Here is a 20943-nt window from a genome sequence, read left to right on the forward strand (position 1 = left end):
AGATGACCGAACTGGTACTGACCCGCCATTTTGCCGCGCCGCGCACCGCCGTGTGGGCCGCGTTCTGCGAACCGGAAATCATCGCCCAATGGTGGGGTCCGGCCGGATGGGGCATCAAGGAATCCTCCGTGGTCCTGGAACCCAAGGTCGGCGGACGCCACGAACTGGTCATGTACCAGCACCAGAACCCCACCCAGGAGGTGCCGTTGAAGGCCACGATCACCGAATTCGATGAGTACACCTGCCTGGTCAGCGCCGACGGACCGCATGAAATGACGCTGGATCTGGTAATTCACACCCGGATCGACTTGAAGGAATTCGCCGGGCAAACCATCGTTACCCTCACCCAGGGCCCGCTGCCCCGCGAGGTCTTGCCGATGTCGATCTGTGAGGCCGTGATGCCCCAGGGGCGCCCGTCCAATTCCATGGAGCGCGTCAACCCCGTGATCGCGTGCTTGGTGACCGCGTAGGCCACCGACTGGGGGCGGGGAACCTGGGCGGCGATGGACCCGTTGTTGATGATGCGTCCGCCACCGTGGTCCTTCATGTGATTAAAGGCCTGCCGGGCGCAGTTGATGGCACCGGTGAGGTTGACCGCGCAGACTTCGTCCCGGGCAAACGGTGGCCACACCCCTTCCCCGTGAAGGAGCGTGTGGCCACCGTTTCCCATTTGCCCGGCCATGGACTACTACCCTTGAAGAGCCCACAGAAGGAAAAATAAGGAGAGGCGTGTTCCTCGACGTACTCTATGGCGTATTGCCGCTGTTCTTCGTGATGCTCGTCGGTTATGGCGCGAGCTACTCACCGAAGTTTCCCGCCAGCGTCGAGCCAGCCCTGAACGTCTTTGTCTTCTACGTTGCCTTGCCCGCGCTGCTCTATCGTGTGGTGGCCCACGCGAATGTCAGCGAGGGCGTTCCGGGAGCCTTTTTGGGCATCAGTGCCGGCGCTGCCCTGGGATTCGCGCTCCTGTGTTGGGTGACCTACCGATACCTCGTGCGTTGTTCAGCGCCCCGCGCCATGGCCGGGATGCTGACCACCAGCTTCGGTAACGTCTCCTACCTGGGGATACCGGTGATCCTTGGGGTGCTTGGCCCGTCGGCGGGATTTGCCGCCGGAATGGGCCAGCTGGTGCACAACGTCATCTTCATGGTGGGGTTCCCCGTGCTCGCGCAGCTCATGCTGCCAGCTGGTACGGCCCACCCGCACAAGCCCAGCGGCGGGCGGATCCTGCGCACCATCCGCCAGGCGCTGGTTTACAACCCGGTGACGTGGGCCATGTTGCTTGGCGGTGCCGTTGCCATCTGGCAGTTGCCCGTTCCGGGGCCATTGGATGAGACCGTCGACCTGCTGGCCGCCGCGGCCGCTCCCGGCGCATTGTTCACCATTGGGTTGTCGCTGCGTCGCACCGTGCAGCGGTTGCGGCAACGCGGGGTACCGACCGGCGCCGGCGAACCAGGATCACGGGCGATGATGCCCTTGATGGTTTTGGGCAAGCTGGTGGCGCTTCCACTGCTGACGGTCGCACTGCTCCTGCTGCTGGCCCCGGAGCTGGATCCCTTGTGGTTCAATACCGCCATCTTAATGGCGGCGATGCCGACCTCGGCCACCGCGTACATCATGGCCCAAGCCGATACCGGGGACGGGGAACCCACGGCCCTGGCCATTGTGATTACGTGCGTGCTCTCCGTCGTTGTTCTACCCGTGCTCTCGCAGCTCTTCCTGAAATAGGTCGATACCATTCAACGGCAGCCATGAAGAAAACTGGGATCCGGTACCGCCGATTTGTAGTATCGAGCTGGATTTAGCTTCGGTCCGTGGCAGGTCGGCGGAATGTGCGCAATGACCCGTTAAAGACGTAAAGACCATGCCCGACGCCTCAGGGACATGATCTCTACGTGGTCTTGATGCCTCGCGGCCCGCACTCCTACCGGCGCAACAGCCGATCCCAGAATCCGGGGGTCACCTCGGTGATCTTCAGCCGAGGGGAGAGGTCCGGGTCCACGCACGGAACAGGCTGGAACAAGCCGGTGCGCAGTGCCTCGGTGGCCGCGAGGACCATTGGCTCTTCCTTGGAACAATTCGTATTTGCCGATGAAATAGCGGTCATGCGACCCTCCTTGGGGTGTTCGTAAATTCCAAGATGTGGAACTTAAGTTTTATTGTGTGAAAACAGTATGCCGGGCTTCCAAGGGCATTACAAGGGGTAAACCCAAAATTGTTAGTTAACGCGGGCAGAAACCCGATTAAGTCATACTTGTTAAACTTCGTGACCTGAACCACTTGACGGAACACCTGTGAGGTGGCTTACAGTAGTGGAACAAAGATTCCACGATCCAGAAACATCGAGTCGAAGCCGGCACTGCCAGCCGGTGGTAAGGGTGTCAGCGACCGGAACGTGGAGGTTCGACTTTTTCTGAAAGTAGCTGATCACCCATGGAACTTGCAGTGTTCAATTCGCTGGATAACTCTGAGGCCGCCGACGTCCTGCGCCCCTGCATTGACATCGACCGCTGGGTTAACGAGCTGATTGCTGCACGTCCCTTCACTGACGTCAGCGACCTCACGCAGGCCGCAGAACGCAGTGCCAATCCCTTTACCGCCCAGGAGATCGAAGCAGCCCTGGCCCACCACCCCCGTATCGGGGAGCGTGCGGCCGGCGAAAGCGCCGAAGCCAAGCTCTCGCGCAACGAACAGGCCGCCCTGAACCTGGACGAAGACGTCAACGCCCGCCTCATCGAGGCGAACCGGGCCTACGAGGAACGCTTTTCCCGCGTTTTCCTGATCCGCGCCGCCGGACGCACCACCGAGGAGATCCTCGCGGAGTGCCAACGCCGCCTGGGTAACGATGACGACACCGAACTTCGGGAAGTCGCCGAGCAGCTGCGGGCCATCGCAGTGCTGCGTCTTTCCAACGCGGTCCAGAACTAGACCGCCACCGACCTCACCAGAAGACGCCTTAACCAAGGAGTTAGTTATCAATGGCAGATGTTTCGACTGAACGCAGTCACATCACCACCCATGTACTCGACACCGGGACCGGGAGGCCTGCCTCCGGTGTCAAGGCCACGCTGGAAGCCAAGACGGCATCCGGCTGGCAAGAAATCGGATCCGGTTCAACCGATGCGGATGGCCGCATCAAGAACCTGGGACCGATACAGGTTGAAGCCGGGCACTACCGGGTCTCCTTCGAGACCGGCGCCTACTTCGGGAAGCAGGGAACGGAAAGCTTCTTCCCCGCGGTAAGCATCGACTTCTACGTAAACAACGTCGATGAGCATTACCACGTACCTCTTCTTATCAGCCCGTTTGCATATTCCACGTACCGAGGGAGTTAGAACAATGACTACCGAAGCAACCGCACCGGCAGCCACCGACACCAAGATTGTCCTGGGCCAGAACCAGTACGGCAAGGCCGAAGTCCGTTTGGTGAAGATCACCCGCGACACCGACCGTCACCAGATCCAGGATCTGAACGTCACCAGCCAGCTGCACGGCGATTTCACCGCCGCGCACATCGATGGCGACAACGGCCGCGTTGTCCCCACCGACACCCAGAAGAACACCGTTTACGGCCTGGCGCGCAATGGCGTGCGCTCCGTAGAGGAATTCCTGATCAACCTCGGTGAGCACTTCACCGGTGAGTTCGAGTGGATCACCGGCGGCCGCTGGGCAGCTGAAGAGTACTTCTGGGATCGCATCAACGATCACGACCACGCCTTCTCGCGCAACAAGTCCGAGTTCCGCACCGCCGTGCTGGAAATCAGCGAAAACGGTGAGAAGAACATCGTCGCCGGCATCGAGGACCTGACCGTCCTGAAGTCGACCGGCAGCGAGTTCCACGGCTTCCCGGTGGACAAGTACACCACCTTGAAGGAAACCAGCGATCGCATCCTGGCCACCGACGTCAGCGCCCGCTGGCGCTACGATGGCGAGGCCATCAAGGCCGGCATCGACTACGACGCGGTGTACAACTCGGTCCGCAAGCTTCTGCTGACCGCGTTCGCCGACACCCACTCCTACGCACTGCAGCAGACCATGTTCGAAATGGGCAAGGCCGTGCTGGAAGCGCACCCGGAGATCGCAGAGGTCAAGATGTCCCTGCCGAACAAGCACCACTTCCTGGTTGACCTGGAGCCGTTTGGCCAGGACAACCCGAACGAAGTGTTCTTCGCCGCTGACCGCCCGTACGGTCTGATCGAAGCTACCGTCACCCGTGAAGGTGTGCCGGCCAACCACGCCATCTGGGCCAACGTCCCGGCGTTTATCTAACCCAACTCCGTGCTTGGGATGTGCCCGTGGTGCAACACGGGCACATCCCGGCAGCGACTGACTACAAGGAGGTCAGCCATGAGCGCTGCGCACTCAGAATCTATCAAAAGGCAGCGTCCCGAGGACGAGAAATTACCTCTGGGCAAGACTTTTGCCTACGGTCTGCAGCATGTGCTGACCATGTACGGCGGCATCATCGCCCCACCCTTGATCATCGGCGGCGCCGCTGGCCTGAGCAGCACCGAAATCGGTGTGCTGGTTGCCAGCTGTCTGTTCGTTGGCGGCCTGGCCACCATCCTGCAGACCGTGGGCATCCCGTTCTTCGGGGCCCAGTTGCCGCTGGTGCAGGGCACCTCCTTCGCCTCGGTGGCCACCATGGTCGCCATCGTCAATGGTGGTGGTGGTATCCAGGCCGTGTTTGGCGCAGTGCTGGTCGCATCGCTCATCGGCTTCCTAATCGCCCCATTCTTTGCCCGCATCATCAGGTTCTTCCCTCCAGTGGTCACCGGCGTGGTGATCACGATGATCGGTGTCTCACTGACCCCGGTCGCCGCGAACTGGGCCATGGGCGGAGATGCCAAGTCTGAGGACTACGGCTCCCTGGCCAACATTGGCCTGGCCGCCGGCACCCTGCTGATCGTGCTGCTGCTTTCCAAGGTTGGCAGCGCGGCACTGTCCCGCCTCTCGATCCTGCTGGCCATCGTCATCGGCACCGTTGCCGCGGCGATGCTGGGCATGGCTGACTTCTCCAATGTCGGCGAGGGCGCATTCTTCGCCTTCCCGCAGCCGCTGGCCTTCGGCTGGCCGGTCTTTGAAATCGGCGGCATCATCTCCATGACCATCGTGGTCCTGGTGATCCTGACCGAAACCACCGCCGACATCCTGGCCGTGGGCGAGATCGCCAAGACCAAGGTCGACTCCAAGCGCATCGCCGACGGCCTGCGCGCCGACATGGCCTCCTCCGTGGTGGCCCCGATCTTCAACACGTTCACCCAGTCCGCCTTCGCGCAGAACGTCGGCCTGGTGGCCATCACCGGCATCACCAGCCGCTTCGTGGTGGCCGCCGGCGGCGGCATCCTGGTGGTCCTTGGCCTGCTGCCCATCCTGGGCCGCGTGGTCGCCGCCATTCCGATGCCGGTCCTGGGTGGCGCAGGCATCGTCCTGTTCGGCACCGTGGCCGCCTCGGGCATCCGCACCCTGTCGAAGGTCAAGTACGACAGCGCGAACCTGGTCATCGTGGCCGCCTCGATCGCCTTCGGCTGCCTGCCGATCGTGAAGGGCGACTTCTACGAGAACTTCCCGACCTGGTTCGAAACCATCTTCCACTCGGGCATCTCCTCGGCCGCCATCATGGCCGTCCTGCTGAACCTGCTATTCAACGAGTTCAAGCGCGGCTCGATGGGCAAGGACGGCTCGGTCTTTGCCGCCGCTCCGCCCCGCATGGTCAAGCAGGAGGAAATCTGCGGACTGCTGGAAGGCGACAGCTTCGAGGACGGCAAGCTGATCGACAAGGACGGGCAGGAGATCCCGGTCGTCACCAGCGAAGAGTTCGAGCAAGTGATGACGGGACAGATTGAGCTGCAACAGCTAAGCCAATCCAAAAGTTCAGGCCACTGACGCGACGGACGCTGAAACACCGGTCGAGGAGGACTCATCCTCCGAAGCCGGTGACGCGGACAGTGGCCCCCATCCAAGGCACTAGCCCGATACCCGGGCCTTGACCGAAGCCCCGACCACAGCAATGTGGCCGGGGCTTCGGTCCGTTAACGAGTATGCTCGAAGCCGATTGTGGGGCGTTCGGGAAGTGTTCGGCCCGCAAAGGCGTTATGCCATCGACAGGCCCGCGTCGGCGGGCCAAGAATTTCCTGGGGACATCCCGCCATGAGCAGACGGAGAGTCCCGGCAAGACCCTGAGCTGGAGCGCAACAGATAATGAGCATGGAAAACGCTGCCTGGCATTCGCTGTGGCGAATGTCAGGGGACAAGGGCAAGGCCTACGCGCCCACCACCCCACGGCGGGTCCTGGCCTTCGCGGCCCGCTACAAGAGCCGGCTGCTGGTATTCGTGCTCTTCTCGGTGCTCTCGGCGGTGCTGGCGGTCATTACCCCTGTCCTGGCCGGACGCATTGTCGATGAGATCGTCGCCCAGAGCAGCATCAGGACAATTCTGACCATTGCCCTGATCATCGCGGTGGTGGCGGTCCTCGACGCCGTGGTCTCCGTGGTGGTGCGCTGGTTCTCCTCCCGGCTGGGTGAGGGAATCATCTATGACCTGCGCACCGCGGTCTTCGACCACGTGCAAAAGATGCCGGTCGCGTTCTTCGCCCGGACCCGAACCGGCGCGCTGGTCAGCCGCCTGAACAATGACGTCATCGGCGCGCAGGCTGCCTTCGCCGGGACCTTGTCCGGTCTGGTGTCCAATAGCGTGGCGCTGGTGCTCACCGCCGGCGTGATGCTCTCCACCTCCTGGCAGGTCACCCTGGTGGCCCTGGTGCTGCTGCCGGTCTTCCTGCTGCCGGCCCGCCGCTATGGAAAATCCGTGGCCGTGTTGCGCAAGGAATCCGCCGAACTGAACGCCGCCATGGGCAACCAGATGACCGAACGTTTCTCCGCGCCGGGTGCCACGCTGATCAAGCTGTTCGGTCGCCCGGCCGATGAATCAGCACACTTTGCCCTGCGCGCCGGCCGGGTGCGGGACATCGGGGTGAAGACCGCGATGCGACAGTTCTTCTTCGTTGCGATGCTGACCCTGGTGGCTGCGCTCGCGCTGGCCCTGGTATATGGCTTGGGGGGCATGTACGCGGTGCGTGGGGCGTTGGCCCCTGGTGACGTGGTGGTTTTGGGAATGTTGCTGACCCGCCTCTACACTCCCCTCACCGCCCTGGCCAACGCGCGGGTGGAAATCACCAGTGCCCTGGTCAGCTTCGACAGAGTCTTTGAGGTGCTGGACCTCAAGCCGCTGATCACCGACGCCCCCGACGCGCGGGTCCTGGACCCCGGTCCGGTTCCGGTGAAGTTCTCCCACGTCTCCTTCGCCTACCCCAGCGCCGAGAAGGTCTCATTGGCGTCACTGGAGGACGTCGCGGTGCTGGATACGCGCGGTGGGCAGACGGTGCTGCATGACATCGACTTTGAAATTCCTGCCGGTTCCACGGTGGCGCTGGTTGGCTCCTCCGGCGCCGGGAAATCCACCATCGCCTCCCTGCTGGCGAGGCTCTACGACGTGGATAGCGGCAGTGTCGAACTTGCCGGAGTGGACGTGCGGAAGGTGACGCTTGAATCGCTGCGTGCCACTGTGTCGATGGTGACCCAGGATGGACACCTGTTCCACGAGACCATCGGCGCCAACCTGCGTTTGGCCAAGCCCGACGCCACGGAGGAGGAGATCTGGGAGGCGCTGGAGCGGGCCCGCCTGAAGCCCACGATCCAGGCATTGCCGGATGGGCTGGAAACCGTGGTCGGCGAACGCGGCTACCGGCTTTCGGGAGGGGAGCGCCAGCGGATGACCATTGCGCGCCTGCTGTTGGCGGCCCCGCAGGTGGTCATTCTCGACGAGGCGACCGCCGCACTGGACTCCGCTAACGAGGCCGCCGTGCAGGCGGCGCTCGGTGAGGCGCTGGAGAACCGCACCGCCCTGGTCATTGCCCACCGGCTCTCCACCATCCGCTCCGCCGATCAGATCCTGGTCGTGGAAGGTGGCCGCATCGTTGAGCGCGGAACGCATGGCGAGCTCCTGCGGCGCGCCGGCCGCTATGCCGAGCTGTACCGGACCCAGTTCTCCCAGGAGGACCCGATCCCTGGCGAGGGTGGGGAAGCGTCCGGTGTGCCAAGTCCTTCGCCGGTCTCCCGCGAGGGGTAGAACCGCTGTGGCGGACAGCAGGCATCCGGGGCGTCTGGGGCAACTTGTTTACTAGCTAGTAACTTATGGCTACCATGGTGATCATGGACACACAAGCAGTCATTCGTGAGCATGTGCGGATACCCGTAACCGTTCGTGACGGGGTGGCCGCGACCATTTACAAGCCCAGCCAGCAACCCGTGGGCGTGATGCTCGTTCACTCGGCGACCGCGACGCCGCAGGGCTTCTACCGGGCCTTTGCCGAATATGCGGCCGCAGCGGGCCTGCTGACCATCACCTATGACTTCCGCGGGACCGGGTTATCGGGTGAGGCCAAGGCCCACCCGCAAATCCGCATGCGGGATTGGATCCAGCAGGACGTGGCGGCCGTCGCGGACTGGGCGGCCGGCCGCTATCCCAACCTGCCGCACTACGCCATCGGGCACAGCGTGGGGGGACACGCGCTGGTACTGGACTACGGCACCGAGAAACTCAGCGCAGCGGTCGTGGTCTCCAGCCATATTGCCGCCATACGCACCATCAGCCCATGGCAGGAGCGTTTGCGGGTGCGCCTGGTCCTGACCGTCTTTGGGCCGCTGCTGACCAGGCTGCTGGGATACATGCCGGGCAAGAAACTGACGCTGGGTGAGGATATTCCGGCCGCCGCGCTGTTTGAGTGGTCCAGGTGGACGCAGAAGCGCGAATACTTCTTTGACGACCCGAGCATGGAAGCCGAAGCCCGCTCCGATCGGGTCAGGATTCCGGTGCTGGCGGTGGGGGCCAGCGATGATTTGTGGGCCTCGCCCAAACAGATGGACCGGCTCACTGCTCACCTGGGCAATGCGCAGGTTGAGCGCCGCACGGTAAAGCCCAGCGAGCTGGGGCTAAAGAAGATTGGCCACCACGGGCTGATGCGCCGCGGAGTGGGGGAGCAGGTGTGGGCCCAGGTTCTCAACTGGTTGCAGGAGCAAGAGCGCGCCACCGAGCTGGAGTCCCCGGCGGCCGCCTCGGCCTAAATCCGGATCGCGTCGGGCACCTGGCAGCGTGCTGCCAGGGGCCAGCGCCGCAGTGTCAGCCGTTGAGCCCGCAAGAGCATTCCCGCATCCCCGGTCTCCTGGGACATGTGCCAGAGGGCGTTGGCCAGATTGACGGCCCCGGCCTGCTTGGCCGCGGTGTCGTCGGCGGCCAATTCCACCAGCAGCAAGGTCGCCTGCTTGAGACGGTGTCCGGCGGAGAAGAAGCGCGGCAGGCACAGGGCGTTCAGCTCGGCGATGCGCACCACCCAACCGTGGCGGTGACGCAGGTGGGCGTATTCATGGGCCAGCACCGCCTGCAGCTGCGGGGCGCTGAGCAGGTCCTCAAGCCCGGTGGACACCAGGATCTGGGGCAGCCGCCCGGGCACGGCGCACGCGACCGGTTCGGCGACCTCGAAGCGCACGAAGGTGAACTCATCCCGCTTCTCGCGGGACACCGCAGTGGGCGCCATCTTTCGCAGGGTGGCACGCTGGGAGGCGTTCAACGGTTCGGTGAACGCGAAGACCAGGGCAATGATCGCACCGGCTACGGCCAAGGCGAGCCAGGAGAATACCGCGGTCGCCACGGCCTTGGTCAGGCTGGTCGAGGCGGTTGTGGTGACGGCGGCGACCACGAGGCTGACCACCATGGCGCCGGCGCACAGCGCGCCGATGAAGAATGAGCCGAACCAGCCGGCCAACGCCAATTTGGGCCGGCGTACCTGCCATTGGCCGGTGGTCAGGGCGACCGGGGCCAACAGCAGCAGGGCGATGGCCGTGACGCCGAAGCAGAGTGCAACCAACATGGTGGTTACCGGGTTTTCTGCTTCGCGCTCTTGGGGCCGATGGCCTGGCGCAGCAGGTCAAGGTGCTCATCGGAAAGGTTGCCGGCGAAGCGCAGCAGGGCCGCCTCACTGTCCGACGAGGCATTGAGTGCGGCGGTCATGGCCAGGCTGGTGTGCTCCCCGCCGGAATGGGTGGGCCGGAAGCGGATCTTGCGCGGGCCTTCCTCGATGCGGATGACCTGGCCCTTCTTTTCCAGCCGGTCCAGGGAAGTCATCAACGTGGTGTAGGCCGGGATATGCCCGGTGAAGACATCCTGAATTTCGCGGATCCCCAACGGTTCAGTGCTGTCCCACAGGATCTGCATCAGTTCGCGCTCGAGTTCGCCGCGCACGCGAGTAGGTCGACGAGTCATGAACACCTCCAGCCTTAATTCTACTAGGGCTGTCCAGTCCGCCCACTGTGAAGTTCGCCCGCCAACGGGCCCTCTTCACCGGCAACCGCCGCGCGCTGGGGGTGGAAGGCTAGATCTGCCGCGCGTTCTCCAGCACCGGCAACGCCGTCCGGGCCTGGTCGATGAGCGCCGGGTCCACCTCCACCAGGAGCAGTTCGATGGCCTCTGCGGCCTCGGCCAGCACCCGGCCCAGGGGGTCAACGGCCACCGAGCGTCCCACCCCGCGCGGCGCGGCGCCGCTGACCGCGATTCCGGCGCTCTGCGGATCCGCCTGGTCCACGGCGAGGATGAAGGTCGTGGTGTCCAGGGCGCGGGCGCGGGCCAGCGTGGACCATTGTTCGGCCTTCCCCGGTCCTGCACCCCAGGACGCCGAGACCAGGGTGGCCACGGCTCCCTGCTGGGCGTGGTGGGTGAACAGCCGGGGGAAACGCAGGTCATAGCAGGTGGCGACGCCGAAGGTCAGGCCGTCCAGCTCGAACTGCACTGGCTGCTCCCCGGGGGTCACCGAATCCGACTCCAGGAAGCCGAACGCGTCAAAGAGGTGCAGCTTGTCGTAGGCGGTGTCGACCCCCGCACCGGTGATCAGCAACGTGTTGCGCACCCGGTTCCCGACGCCCGGGGTGAACATGCCCGCCAGAATGAGCACCCCCAGCTCCTCGGCGATCTGCCGCACACCGTTGGCCCAGGGGCCATCCAGCGGTTCGGCCGCTTCGAGCAGGTCATTGCCCATGGCGATGTGCATGGCCTCGGGGAACACCACGATGCGCGCCCCTTCCTGGGCGGCGCGGGAAGCGGTCTCCCGGATGATCTGCAGGTTCTGCTGTGGGTTGGCGGTGCTTAGCACCTGCGCCATGGCGATCTTCATGCGTAGGCCCTCCTGGGTGCGGTGTTGGCGGCTGTGCGCCCCTTGCTTTGACTCTACGCCAGTGGCCCCGGGGAAATCCCCTCCCCGGCAGGCGACGCCGGGATGCCCCGCGGTCTGTCCTTCGGCCGCGGGCTGGCGGGCCCGGGCATGGCAGAGGCGTGGGAGGGACCGGTATCGGTTCCCTCCCACGCCTGGAGCCCGCCTGCGAGAACCGCGCGGCTATTCGGTGACGGCCACCAGCTGGCGCCCGAGTTCGGCCGCTGCGGCCTGCAGCTCCGGGACCGCCTTTTTGGCGAAGTCCGCGTCCACCCGCGAGACCGGCCCGGACACGGAGATCGCCATCGGGGTCGGGGCCCCGGGGACCGGCACCGCAAAACAGCGCACGCCCAATTCCTGCTCTTCCTCGTCCACCGCGTAGCCGCGTTCGCGCACGGCCTCGATTTCGGTGAACAGCTTGCCCAGGGTGGTGATGGTCTTCGGCGTCTTGGCCGGCATGCCGGCCTGGGCGACCAGTCGCTGGATGCGTTCATCATCCAGCACCGAGAGGATCGCCTTGCCCACCCCCGAGTGGTGCAGCATCGCGCGGCGGCCCACTTCGGTGATCATGCGCATCGAGTGCGTGGACTGCACCTGGGCGATGTAGGTGACCATGTCACCGTCGAGCACCGCGATGTTCGCGCTCTCACCCAGGTGATCGACCAGTTCCTTCAGCCGCGGGGTGGCCAGGGCGCCGAGCTGGCGGTTGGCGACCTCGCCCAGTCGGATCAGCCGTGGGCCCAGGGAGTATCGGCGGTTGGGCAGCTGGCGGACGTAGCCCACGCCGACCAGGGTGCGCAGCAGTCGGTGGATGGTGGGCAGCGGCAACGGGGTATCGGCGGCCAGTTCGCTCAGCGCTGCCTCCCCGCCTGCCCGGGCGATGACTTCCAGCAGCTCAAAGGCACGCTCGACCGATTGCACTCCGCCGGTGGCCCGGGCCTTGACCTCGGTCATAATTCGCTCCTTGCCTGACTGCTCTACGCAGTCTCGCCACAGCGTCCAAAGGGTGAGGACTCCCTGGGGAGGCTGTTTTTCATGGGTTGTTAACTAAGAGAATACCGGACATTGGGCCGAAAATTCCACGATCCGAAAAGTCATCTGCTTGAAACTTGTGTCGCAGTCCACAAAAATGGGTTGTGTTTTCATTTTACAGATACTAATATCCACTATACGGAAACTTTTTCATCACGAGGAGTGATCATGGCAGCACCAAGCCCGGGGTATTCCCTCACCCTGCGGGTCCAGACCCCCGCATCAATCACCGCCACCAGCGAACTGGCTGCGGCGGTAGGACGGGCTGGCGGAGACATCACAGCGTTGGACGTCACCGAATCGCATCACGCGTACATGGTGGTGGACGTCAGCTGCAACACCGCCGACGTCGAACACGGCCAGCGCGTGCGTGACGCCCTGGACGAACTGGACGGGGTCAACGTCCGCAACGTCTCGGACCGCACCTTCCTGATGCACCTGGGCGGCAAGCTCGAAGTGGTGCCGAAGGTGGCCCTGCGCAACCGCGATGACCTCTCCCGTGCCTACACCCCGGGGGTGGCCCGCGTCTGCAAGGCCATCGCCGAAAATCCGGCCGACGCCCGCAACCTGACGGTCAAGCGCAACACCATCGCCGTGGTCACCGATGGTTCGGCCGTCCTGGGCCTGGGCAACATCGGCCCGGCCGCCGCGCTGCCGGTCATGGAGGGCAAGGCCGCCCTGTTCAAACAGTTCGCCGACGTGGACGCCTGGCCGGTCTGCCTGGATACGCAGGACAGCGACGAGATCGTCAAGATCGTCAAGGCCCTGGCCCCGGTCTACGGAGGTGTGAACCTGGAGGACATCGCCGCGCCGCGCTGCTTCGAGATCGAGGCGCGCCTGCGCGAAGAGCTGGACATCCCGGTGTTCCATGACGACCAGCACGGCACCGCCATCGTGACCCTCGCGGCCCTGCAAAATGCCCTGCTGGTGGTCGGCAAGTCCCTCTCCGAGGTGCGCATCGTGGTCTCCGGGGTGGGGGCCGCGGGCAACGCGATCATCCAGCTGCTGGCCGCACGCGGCGCCACCAACATCATCGCCTGCGGGCGCAACGGTGCGATCAGCCGCAACGAGGACTACACGGACGAGCACCGCAGCTGGTTGGCGGCGAACACCAACCCAGAGAATTTCACCGGCTCCCTGAAGGAAGCCGTCGCCGGATCCGATGTGTTCATCGGCGTCTCGGCCCCGAACGTCCTGGACGAGGACGACATTGCGGCCATGAACAAGGACGCAATCGTCTTCGCCATGGCAAACCCGGATCCCGAGGTGGATCCGCTGGTTGCCGGGAAGCATGCCGCCGTGGTTGCCACCGGTCGCAGCGACTTCCCCAACCAGATCAACAACGTCTTGGCCTTCCCGGGCTTCTTCCGCGGGCTGCTGGACGCAGGCGTCTCGGACATCACCGACGCCATGCTGCTGGCCGCCGCAGACGCGATTGCGGCACGGGTGGGCGAAGCGGAACTCAATCCGGGGTTCATCATCCCGTCGGTGTTCGACCCGCAGGTGGCCTCCGAGGTGGCCGCCGCCGTGGCTCGGGCAGCGAACTGACATTGAGAGCAATCACAAAGAACACAGAGGTATGAGGAGCACCATGACCATCTCCATTTCACGCATCCCGAACGTGCCCGCGGCCCAGGACATTCTGTCCGATGAGGCGCTGGCCTTCATCGAGAAGCTGCACGAGCGTTTCGCCGGCACCCGCGACGAGCTGGTCGCCGCCCGCGACGAGCGCCGCGCCGAGTACTCGGCCGCCAAGCGCATCGACTTCGACCCGGAAACCGAGCACGTGCGCAACGGCGACTGGAAGGTCGCCGAGGCGCCCGAGGCGCTGCGCGACCGCCGCGTGGAAATCACCGGCCCGGCCTCTCCGGCGAAGATGGCCATCAACGCGCTGAACTCCGGCGCCAAGGTGTGGCTGGCCGACCTGGAGGACGCCTCCACCCCCAGCTGGGACAATGTCATCGACGCGATCGCGAACCTGAGCGCCGCCGCCCGCGGTGAGCTCAGCTTCTCCCAGCCGGACGGCAAGACCTACTCGCTGCGCACCGACGCGCCGCTGGCCGTCGTGGTGGTCCGCCCCCGCGGCTGGCACCTGAATGAGAACAACGTGCAGGTCAACGGCAAGCCGGCCGTGGGCGCGCTGGTCGACTTCGGGCTGCACTTCTTCCACAACGCCAAGGTGCTGGCCGAATCCGGGCAGGGTCCGTTCTACTACCTGCCGAAGATGGAGCACTACCTGGAGGTGCGCCTGTGGAATGAGATCTTCACCTTCGCGCAGCAGGAGCTGGGCATCGAGCACGGCACCGTGCGCGCGACCATGCTGATCGAGACCATCCCGGCCGCCTTCCAGATGGACGAGTTCCTCTATGAGCTGCGCGACCATGTCTCGGGCCTGAACGCCGGACGCTGGGACTACCTGTTCTCCATCATCAAGACCTTCCGCGAGGCCGGCGCCGACTTCATCATGCCCGACCGCGCGGACGTGGCGATGACCGCCCCGATGATGCGCGCCTACACCGAGCTGCTGGTCAAGACCTGCCACAAGCGCGGGGCCTTCGCCATGGGCGGCATGGCCGCCTTCATCCCGAACCGCCGCGAACCGGAGGTCACCGAGGCCGCCTTCGCCAAGGTGCGCGACGACAAGACCCGTGAGGCCACCGACGGCTTCGACGGCTCCTGGGTGGCCCACCCGGACCTGGTGCCGATTTGCCGCGAGGTGTTCGACTCGGTGCTGGGCGAGAAGCCGAACCAGATCGACAAACAGCGTCCGGAGGTGGAAGTCACCGCCGAGCAGCTGCTGGACGTGGCCAGCGCCCCGGGCAAGGTCACCGAGGCGGGCGTGCGCGCCAACCTGTACGTGGCCGTGGCCTACACCGCCGTGTGGCTCTCGGGCAACGGCGCGGTGGCGATCCACAACCTGATGGAGGACGCGGCCACCGCGGAGATCTCCCGTTCGCAGATCTGGCAGCAGATCCGCAACGAGGTGGTCGCCGAGGACACCGGCAACACCATTACCGCCGAGATGGTCTCCACCCTGCTGGCCGAGGAAGTTGAGCGGCTGCGTGGTGAAGTGAACGACGAAGAGCGTTTCGCCGCCTACTACCAGCCGGCAGCGGAGCTGATCGGCAAGCTGGTCAGCGGCCGGGACGAGGACTTCGTTGACTTCCTGACCCTGCCGGCCTACGAACTACTGGAAAAGGAATACGTGAGCAAGTAATGAACACAGTCTTCGATCAGGCGACCCTCGCCGCCGTGGAGGGCCAGCTGGCCGCCACCGACCAGCTGCTGGCCACCAGCTATGCCGGGGACACCGGCGCCCGCCAGCCGGTGCACACCGTGTACGTCCCGGCCGACCGCTACACCGCCGAACTGCCGGCCCGCTGGGGCGCGAACGCCCTGGCCGCCGTCGGCGGCGCCGAGGGCCTGGCCGAGCTGGCCGGGAACCTGGGGCTGCGCGAAGGGCAGAAGCTCGGTGCCCTGGTGGCCGCGAAGCTGCGCGGGGAGCCGATCGAAGACCTGCGTCTGGATTTTGAGGACGGCTTCGGCCATCGCACCGACGCCGAGGAGGACGCGGCCGCAGCGGCCGCCGCCGACGCGGTGGCCGGTGCGGTGGCCGCCGGCACCGCACCGGCGTTCATCGGGATCCGCTTCAAGTGCTTTGAGGCCGAAACCCGGGCCCGGGCGGTGCGCACCCTGGATGTGTTCATCTCCCAGCTGGCCAGCCACGGCCCGCTGCCGCAGGGGCTGCGCCTGACCCTGCCGAAGGTCACCACCGTGGCCCAGGTCGAGGCCATGGTGTTCCTGGCCGAGAAGCTGGAGGCCGCCCACCGCCTGGAGGCCGGTTCGCTGCGCTTCGAGGTGCAGGTGGAGACCCCGCAGGTGATCATCGCCGCGGACGGCACCCACCCGGTGGCCCAGCTGATCCACGCCGGCAAGGGGCGGGTCTCCTCGCTGCACTACGGCACCTATGACTACTCGGCCTCGCTCGGGGTCGCCGCCGCCTACCAGTCCATGGAGCACCCGGTGGCGGACTTCGCCAAGGACGTGCTGCAGGTTGTGGTGGCCGGCACCGGGGTGGAGCTCTCCGACGGCTCGACCAACATCCTGCCCGCCGGGGACCCGGAGAACGTGGCCGCCGCCTGGGCGCTGCACGCCCGCCTGGTGCGCCGCCACCTGGAACGCGGCATCTACCAGGGCTGGGACCTGCACGAGAACCAGCTGGTCACCCGCTACCTGGCAACCTTCTCCTTCTTCCGGGAGAACCTTGAAGCGGCAGCCACCCGGCTGCGCAACTACGTCCACAAGATCGAATCGGCGATCATGGATGAGCCGGCGACCGCCCGTGCGCTGGCCCGCTACATCCACCGCGGCCTGGCCTGCGGTGCGGTGGAGGAAGAGGAAGTGGCCGCACTGGCCCAGATTTCCGTTGCCGAACTTGAAGCCCTAGCCCTGAACCGTTCCCATGCCTGAGGAGAAGACCATGACAGCCCAAGCCGGCGCGAAGACCCCCTACTACACCACCTACGGCGGCCACCCGCCGCAGACCGATCTGCTCACTGACCGCGCCGTGGTCACCGAGGCGTACACCGTGATCCCGCGCGGGGTACTGCGCGACATCGTCACCAGCGTCTTCCCCGAGTGGACCAACACCCGCGCCTGGGTGCTGAACCGTCCGGTGGCCGGCGGGCCGACCACCTTCGCCCAGTCGATCGTTGAGGTCGGTCCGGGTGGCGGCGCCGAGAAGCCCGAGCCGCAGGCCGAGGTTTCCGGGTTTGTGTTCGTGGTGGCCGGGGAACTGAGCCTGAGCATCGAGGGCGAGAACCACGTGCTGGCCGAGGGCGGCTTCGCCTACCTGCCGGCCGGTGCTCAGTGGTCGGCGAAGAACAACGCCGCCGAGGTCGCCACCTTCCACTGGATCCGCAAGCGCTACGAGCCGCTGGCCGGGGTGGCCGCCCCGGGTCCGGTGGTCGGCAACGAGCAGGACATCGAGGCCGGCGCCATGCCCGACACCGACGGCAAGTGGCGCACCACCCGGATGCTGGACCCGAACGACGTGGCCTTCGACTTCGGGGTGAACATCGTGACCTTCGAACCGGGCGCCTCGATCCCGTTCGCCGAAACCCACGTGATGGAACACGGCCTGTACGTCCTGGAGGGCAAGGCCGTCTACCGCCTGAACGACGACTGGGTGGAGGTCGAGGCCGGGGACTACATGGCACTGCGCGCCTTCTGCCCGCAGGCCTGCTACGCCGGCGGACCGTCGAACTTCCGCTACCTGCTCTACAAGGACCAGAACCGCCAGATCATGCTGTAGGCGCTGCCTGCAGTACTCCTAGACCGGGCCGGAGCCGCGCCCTGGTTCACGTCGTACCTCCCAGCTTGTCCAACCTCTTTGTTCCAGTGATGTTTCGCAGGGACAGGCCGGGCGGGAACGTCGTGACCGGGTGTGGTTCCGGTTCTCCTTTTAACGCGACGCGTGTTTGACCTGCTGCGAGGTTCAACACCTGCAGGCGGTTCGCTCACGCGGCTGAAAATGGACAGGAAAAAGCCGCTGAGTCAAGGTGTGAAAGGTCATGCGCCCTCGTGCGGCGCAACGCCGTCTGGGTGGTCCGCCGGGTGCTACAGTCATAACGTCTGGTCGTCCAAGGCGACCGGATAAGGGTCTCGTGCATTCACCCCCCGGTAGGTGTGCGGTGATCCGGTGGAGTGGTAACACCGTCCAGATGGATCTGGGGTTATCATTCCCACTAAGTTCCTTCCTACCGGGAAACCCTGCACTTCTGGCCGCGGAGCCGTACGATCGCCCCGCGGTTTTTTGCTGCCGTTCTTCAATTTTTCTCGGCTGGCCCGACCGGCAGCGCACCAATCAACTTCTCACCGCTGCCGCGGCAGACCCGCTTTGTGTGGTCCGCCGCGGCAGCGTTTTCGGTGGTGCTGGGGATCGCGCACAATGCGTCAGGGCTTGAGTGAGCTTTCCCCCTCGTCGGCGGGGATGGCCTGTGTTGCTGCGGCATCAAAGACCGGAACCAGGTGCGCCACCGCGCTGTGCGGGGTGTAGCGGCTGCGGAAGGTGATGCTTTCGCTTCTGGCCGCGGCCTCGAAGAGCTTGCAGACATCGGTTTCCGGGCGGCACGGAGGCACGTCCTTCAACGCGGCGGAGGGGGTTGAGACGTAGAGGAAGCGAAGCTCCTCGGTGCTGGGATCCACAGTGGCAACCAGTGCAGGGCCCTGCTGGATGGCAACCAGACCCATCACGTCGTCCAGCGGCTCATGCGGCTTGGCCATGATGATGGGCATGCCCTGGACCCAGCCGTGGGACTCCAAGTATGCGCGGGTTTCGCGCGCTCCGATAAATTCAGCCACGCGTTCTGCAATGTGCGATTTCACGAATCGCTCCGCCATGCTTCAACCTCCAAAAGGGCACGACAAATACCGGCATTGATTTCCCCGGTAGTCGCGCTGCGGTTGGCCGTGTCTGGTTGGGCGGACCCAGATGCGAGTGATGCGACGCAAATCAGGCAAGCCCAGTGGCAACAGCAATGCTTGCATCGGACTCTAGCTTTCACACGCATGCAAACGCGAGGACTCTCAGGTAATTCCCAGTAAGGGGAAGTGCGGGCGCAGAGCGCTCAATCGCAGCAGGGGCAGGCAATGGTGGCACGGCTTTCCGGGTCCAAGGGTGGGTAGGAAGTAGCCTGAATACAAGACAATTTCGAAGCGGAAGCAGGGGAAGCGCGCGGTGGCACAGAAAAAGAAGAAGAAAGTCCGCAAGCAGGGCCACCCGGCACGCCAGGAACACCGGGGCAAGCCGGCGAATAGCGCCATTATGGAGCGTCAGGTTGATAGCCTTGCCGCCGATTACGTCGCCTGGTTTGAAAGCGCCTACGACGATCCGGAGATGGGTGAACTGGCGTTGCCGAGCTTCGAACTCGTCAGATACTCCCTGGGCGTCTACGCCGAGGTGACCGGGGCACTGTCGGCCACCGAGCTGCGGGTTGAGCAGCTGATCGAGGTGCTGGCGGCGATCGTCGCCTTCGCCGAGGACCAGGTCCAGGGCGATCTTACGATGCAGCAGGGGCAGATGCTGTTGCGTTCCTGGCAGGACTACGCGCTCTTCCTGGACGAGACCGGGCGCTGGGCCGGTACCGAACAGCAGCTGCAGCGGCTGCTCGAGTTCGCTGAAGGTGAGGACGATTCACGCTTCGCGGACATGGAGGACGAGGGCCTGTTCGAGCACATGCGCTCGGTCATCACCGGCGAATTGCGTCAGGCGCCCCTGCTGGCCATTGGCCGTCGCCTCTCCAGCTGGCTGGGGACTGGTCAGCCGGTTCAGGAGAACGGGGAGCTGACCGCCGAGGCGTTCGCGGAGGCGCAGCGGCAGATGGCGGACCTGATGCCCGATTCCCGGGCTTTTGACGTCCCGGCCCAGCTTCTGCGGATCTACCGCTCACTTCTGGTTTCGGGCGTGTGCGACCTGCGCCGGCATGATGTGCTTGCCGGGGAAGCCGCCGAGGATTTCGCGCAGGAGATTGACTCGGAAGCCGGCTTCGCCGCGGTGTTCAACTTTGTCCAGGCCTACGTGGAAGATCTGCTGGAACTGGCACCCGCGGCGAATTCGGAGATGACCAGCGCGTGGGAACTGTGCACGGGGTGGATCTTTGAGGGACTGGACGGTGCAGCACTGCCGGTTGGGCAAGACACGGACCCGACGGTCCGCCAGGAGCAACGGGACCTGGCCGTGGGGATGCTGGAGGAACTGGCCTGGCTGGGTCTGATCACCAAGGACAAGGGCTACCACAGCACGGTGAGCCTGTCGCTGATGGTTGAAAGCTTCATTGACTCCAGCGTGGAGGAGGATCCCTTTGACGACTCGCCCGAGGCCAGCCCGGTGCCCGCAGGCCGACAGGACGGTGGAGAGCAGGAGAACGTCACCGAACTGGAGGTCATACCTGGCACGGGCGCGGAAACGGCCGGGAACGAGACACCCGGCACCGAGCTGGCCGAGGTCATTGCCCTGCCCGGGGCCCGCAAGCCCGGCACAGATCAGCCGCAGCAGCCTGCCGACGGCACCGTGCTGCAGCTGAAAGTCACCCTGCGCTCTGCCAAGCCGCCGATCTGGCGCCGTGTTCTGGTGCGGCCCGAAACCCGGTTGGACGAGCTGCATGCGATCATCCAGCGCAGTTTCGCATGGGATGACAGCCACCTGCACAGCTTCTCCCACGGGGGCCGCAATGGTGCGTCCTATGCGCCCAAACCCGGGGGCATGGACGAGGACATCGACGAGACCACGGTGACGGTCGGCGGACTGCTGAGCGAGCCGAAGGACAAGCTGGACTACATCTACGATTTCGGGGACAACTGGGAACACGTCATCGAACTGGAAAAGGTTCTGGCTGATGACCGCGGCACCGTGCCGCGCTGCACCGGTGGGCGGCGGATGGCCCCGGCCGAGGACTCCGGCGGGGTATGGGGTTGGGAGAACATCCAGGCGGCCGTCGAGGACCGGAAGCATCCGGAGCATGACGAGTACCGCCAGTGGCTGGGCCTGGGCGAGGGCGAGGTGCTGGATGTCGCGCACTTCGACAAGGACGAGGTCAACCAGCGCCTCTCCCGGCTGCGTTAGGCACCAGCCGGTTTCCTAGGCCGGCAAGGAG

At 65.0% G+C, this 20943-nt stretch carries 19 protein-coding genes and 1 pseudogene; 13 read left to right on the top strand and 7 right to left on the bottom strand.

From position 1 onward, the window contains the following. Positions 1-2: 2 nt before the first annotated feature. Positions 3-470, top strand: coding sequence for an SRPBCC family protein (locus tag GcLGCM259_RS15650; protein WP_246049900.1), 468 nt, complete (start codon positions 3-5; stop codon positions 468-470). Here GcLGCM259_RS15650 and GcLGCM259_RS15655 read toward each other — a convergent pair. Continuing rightward, positions 365-610 (bottom strand): annotated as a pseudogene (locus tag GcLGCM259_RS15655) (SDR family oxidoreductase); the annotation flags it as partial. The gene GcLGCM259_RS15650 and the pseudogene GcLGCM259_RS15655 overlap by 106 nt on opposite strands. Before the next feature lie 119 nt (positions 611-729). Here GcLGCM259_RS15655 and GcLGCM259_RS14265 point away from each other — a divergent pair. Then, positions 730-1728 carry an AEC family transporter gene (locus GcLGCM259_RS14265; RefSeq protein WP_138176190.1) on the top strand — a complete coding sequence of 333 codons (999 nt, stop codon included), beginning with the start codon at positions 730-732 and terminating at the stop codon, positions 1726-1728. 196 nt (positions 1729-1924) lie between these two features. Here GcLGCM259_RS14265 and GcLGCM259_RS14270 read toward each other — a convergent pair whose 3' ends face one another. Continuing rightward, positions 1925-2107 carry a hypothetical protein gene (locus GcLGCM259_RS14270; protein WP_138176192.1) on the bottom strand — a complete coding sequence of 61 codons (183 nt, stop codon included), beginning with the start codon at positions 2105-2107 and terminating at the stop codon, positions 1925-1927. 326 nt (positions 2108-2433) lie between these two features. On the opposite strand from GcLGCM259_RS14270, the gene uraD reads away from it, so the two are divergent. The 6 genes from uraD to GcLGCM259_RS14300 all read left to right on the top strand — a co-directional run bounded on the left by uraD (position 2434) and on the right by GcLGCM259_RS14300 (position 9122). Continuing rightward, complete coding sequence (uraD, locus tag GcLGCM259_RS14275; RefSeq protein ID WP_138176194.1) at positions 2434-2928, top strand: 2-oxo-4-hydroxy-4-carboxy-5-ureidoimidazoline decarboxylase; 495 nt, start codon at positions 2434-2436, stop codon at positions 2926-2928. A 50-nt stretch (positions 2929-2978) separates the two neighbouring features. Further along, positions 2979-3335, top strand: a complete 357-nt coding sequence (gene uraH, locus GcLGCM259_RS14280) for a hydroxyisourate hydrolase (RefSeq protein WP_054820935.1) — start codon at positions 2979-2981, stop codon at positions 3333-3335. 4 nt (positions 3336-3339) lie between these two features. Beyond that, positions 3340-4269, top strand: a complete 930-nt coding sequence (gene pucL / locus GcLGCM259_RS14285) for a factor-independent urate hydroxylase (RefSeq protein WP_138927020.1) — start codon at positions 3340-3342, stop codon at positions 4267-4269. A 78-nt stretch (positions 4270-4347) separates the two neighbouring features. Continuing rightward, positions 4348-5886 carry a nucleobase:cation symporter-2 family protein gene (locus GcLGCM259_RS14290; protein WP_138176196.1) on the top strand — a complete coding sequence of 513 codons (1539 nt, stop codon included), beginning with the start codon at positions 4348-4350 and terminating at the stop codon, positions 5884-5886. A 315-nt stretch (positions 5887-6201) separates the two neighbouring features. Further along, positions 6202-8127, top strand: a complete 1926-nt coding sequence (locus GcLGCM259_RS14295) for an ABC transporter ATP-binding protein (RefSeq protein ID WP_138927021.1) — start codon at positions 6202-6204, stop codon at positions 8125-8127. Between the two features lie 83 nt (positions 8128-8210). After that, positions 8211-9122 (top strand): alpha/beta hydrolase family protein, encoded by a 912-nt coding sequence (locus GcLGCM259_RS14300; RefSeq protein WP_138176200.1) that lies wholly within the window; start codon positions 8211-8213, stop codon positions 9120-9122. On the opposite strand, the gene GcLGCM259_RS14305 is transcribed toward GcLGCM259_RS14300, so the two are convergent. The 4 genes from GcLGCM259_RS14305 to GcLGCM259_RS14320 all read right to left on the bottom strand — a co-directional run bounded on the left by GcLGCM259_RS14305 (position 9119) and on the right by GcLGCM259_RS14320 (position 12211). Then, positions 9119-9925 (bottom strand): M56 family metallopeptidase, encoded by an 807-nt coding sequence (locus GcLGCM259_RS14305; RefSeq protein ID WP_138927022.1) that lies wholly within the window; start codon positions 9923-9925, stop codon positions 9119-9121. The genes GcLGCM259_RS14300 and GcLGCM259_RS14305 overlap by 4 nt on opposite strands. A gap of 5 nt (positions 9926-9930) precedes the next feature. Then, positions 9931-10317 (bottom strand): BlaI/MecI/CopY family transcriptional regulator, encoded by a 387-nt coding sequence (locus tag GcLGCM259_RS14310; protein ID WP_054820938.1) that lies wholly within the window; start codon positions 10315-10317, stop codon positions 9931-9933. A 109-nt stretch (positions 10318-10426) separates the two neighbouring features. Further along, the gene (locus tag GcLGCM259_RS14315) at positions 10427-11221 is read right to left on the bottom strand and encodes a carbon-nitrogen hydrolase family protein (RefSeq protein ID WP_138176204.1); all 795 of its coding nucleotides are present in this window, start codon (positions 11219-11221) and stop codon (positions 10427-10429) included. A 219-nt stretch (positions 11222-11440) separates the two neighbouring features. Then, positions 11441-12211, bottom strand: coding sequence for an IclR family transcriptional regulator (locus GcLGCM259_RS14320; protein WP_054821505.1), 771 nt, complete (start codon positions 12209-12211; stop codon positions 11441-11443). Between the two features lie 246 nt (positions 12212-12457). Here GcLGCM259_RS14320 and GcLGCM259_RS14325 point away from each other — a divergent pair, with 246 nt between their 5' ends. Genes GcLGCM259_RS14325 through GcLGCM259_RS14340 form a run of 4 tightly spaced genes read left to right on the top strand, consistent with a single transcriptional unit; the run spans position 12458 to position 17603 of the window. Beyond that, positions 12458-13837 carry an NAD-dependent malic enzyme gene (locus tag GcLGCM259_RS14325; RefSeq protein ID WP_138176206.1) on the top strand — a complete coding sequence of 460 codons (1380 nt, stop codon included), beginning with the start codon at positions 12458-12460 and terminating at the stop codon, positions 13835-13837. A 43-nt stretch (positions 13838-13880) separates the two neighbouring features. Next, complete coding sequence (aceB, locus tag GcLGCM259_RS14330) at positions 13881-15506, top strand: malate synthase A (protein WP_138927023.1); 1626 nt, start codon at positions 13881-13883, stop codon at positions 15504-15506. Next, complete coding sequence (locus GcLGCM259_RS14335; RefSeq protein WP_138927024.1) at positions 15506-16759, top strand: DUF6986 family protein; 1254 nt, start codon at positions 15506-15508, stop codon at positions 16757-16759. The genes aceB and GcLGCM259_RS14335 overlap by 1 nt, the downstream gene beginning before the upstream one ends. 10 nt (positions 16760-16769) lie before the next feature. Then, complete coding sequence (locus GcLGCM259_RS14340; protein ID WP_138176212.1) at positions 16770-17603, top strand: bifunctional allantoicase/(S)-ureidoglycine aminohydrolase; 834 nt, start codon at positions 16770-16772, stop codon at positions 17601-17603. A 641-nt stretch (positions 17604-18244) separates the two neighbouring features. Here GcLGCM259_RS14340 and GcLGCM259_RS14345 read toward each other — a convergent pair. Continuing rightward, positions 18245-18652, bottom strand: a complete 408-nt coding sequence (locus GcLGCM259_RS14345; RefSeq protein ID WP_175419459.1) for a hypothetical protein — start codon at positions 18650-18652, stop codon at positions 18245-18247. Positions 18653-19028: 376 nt separating this feature from the next. Between GcLGCM259_RS14345 and GcLGCM259_RS14350 the strand changes: the two genes are divergently transcribed. Further along, positions 19029-20912 (top strand): plasmid pRiA4b ORF-3 family protein, encoded by a 1884-nt coding sequence (locus GcLGCM259_RS14350; RefSeq protein ID WP_138927025.1) that lies wholly within the window; start codon positions 19029-19031, stop codon positions 20910-20912. The last annotated feature ends 31 nt before the right edge of the window (positions 20913-20943 follow it).

The organism is Glutamicibacter creatinolyticus (genome assembly GCF_006094275.1).
Lineage (GTDB): Bacteria > Actinomycetota > Actinomycetes > Actinomycetales > Micrococcaceae > Glutamicibacter > Glutamicibacter creatinolyticus.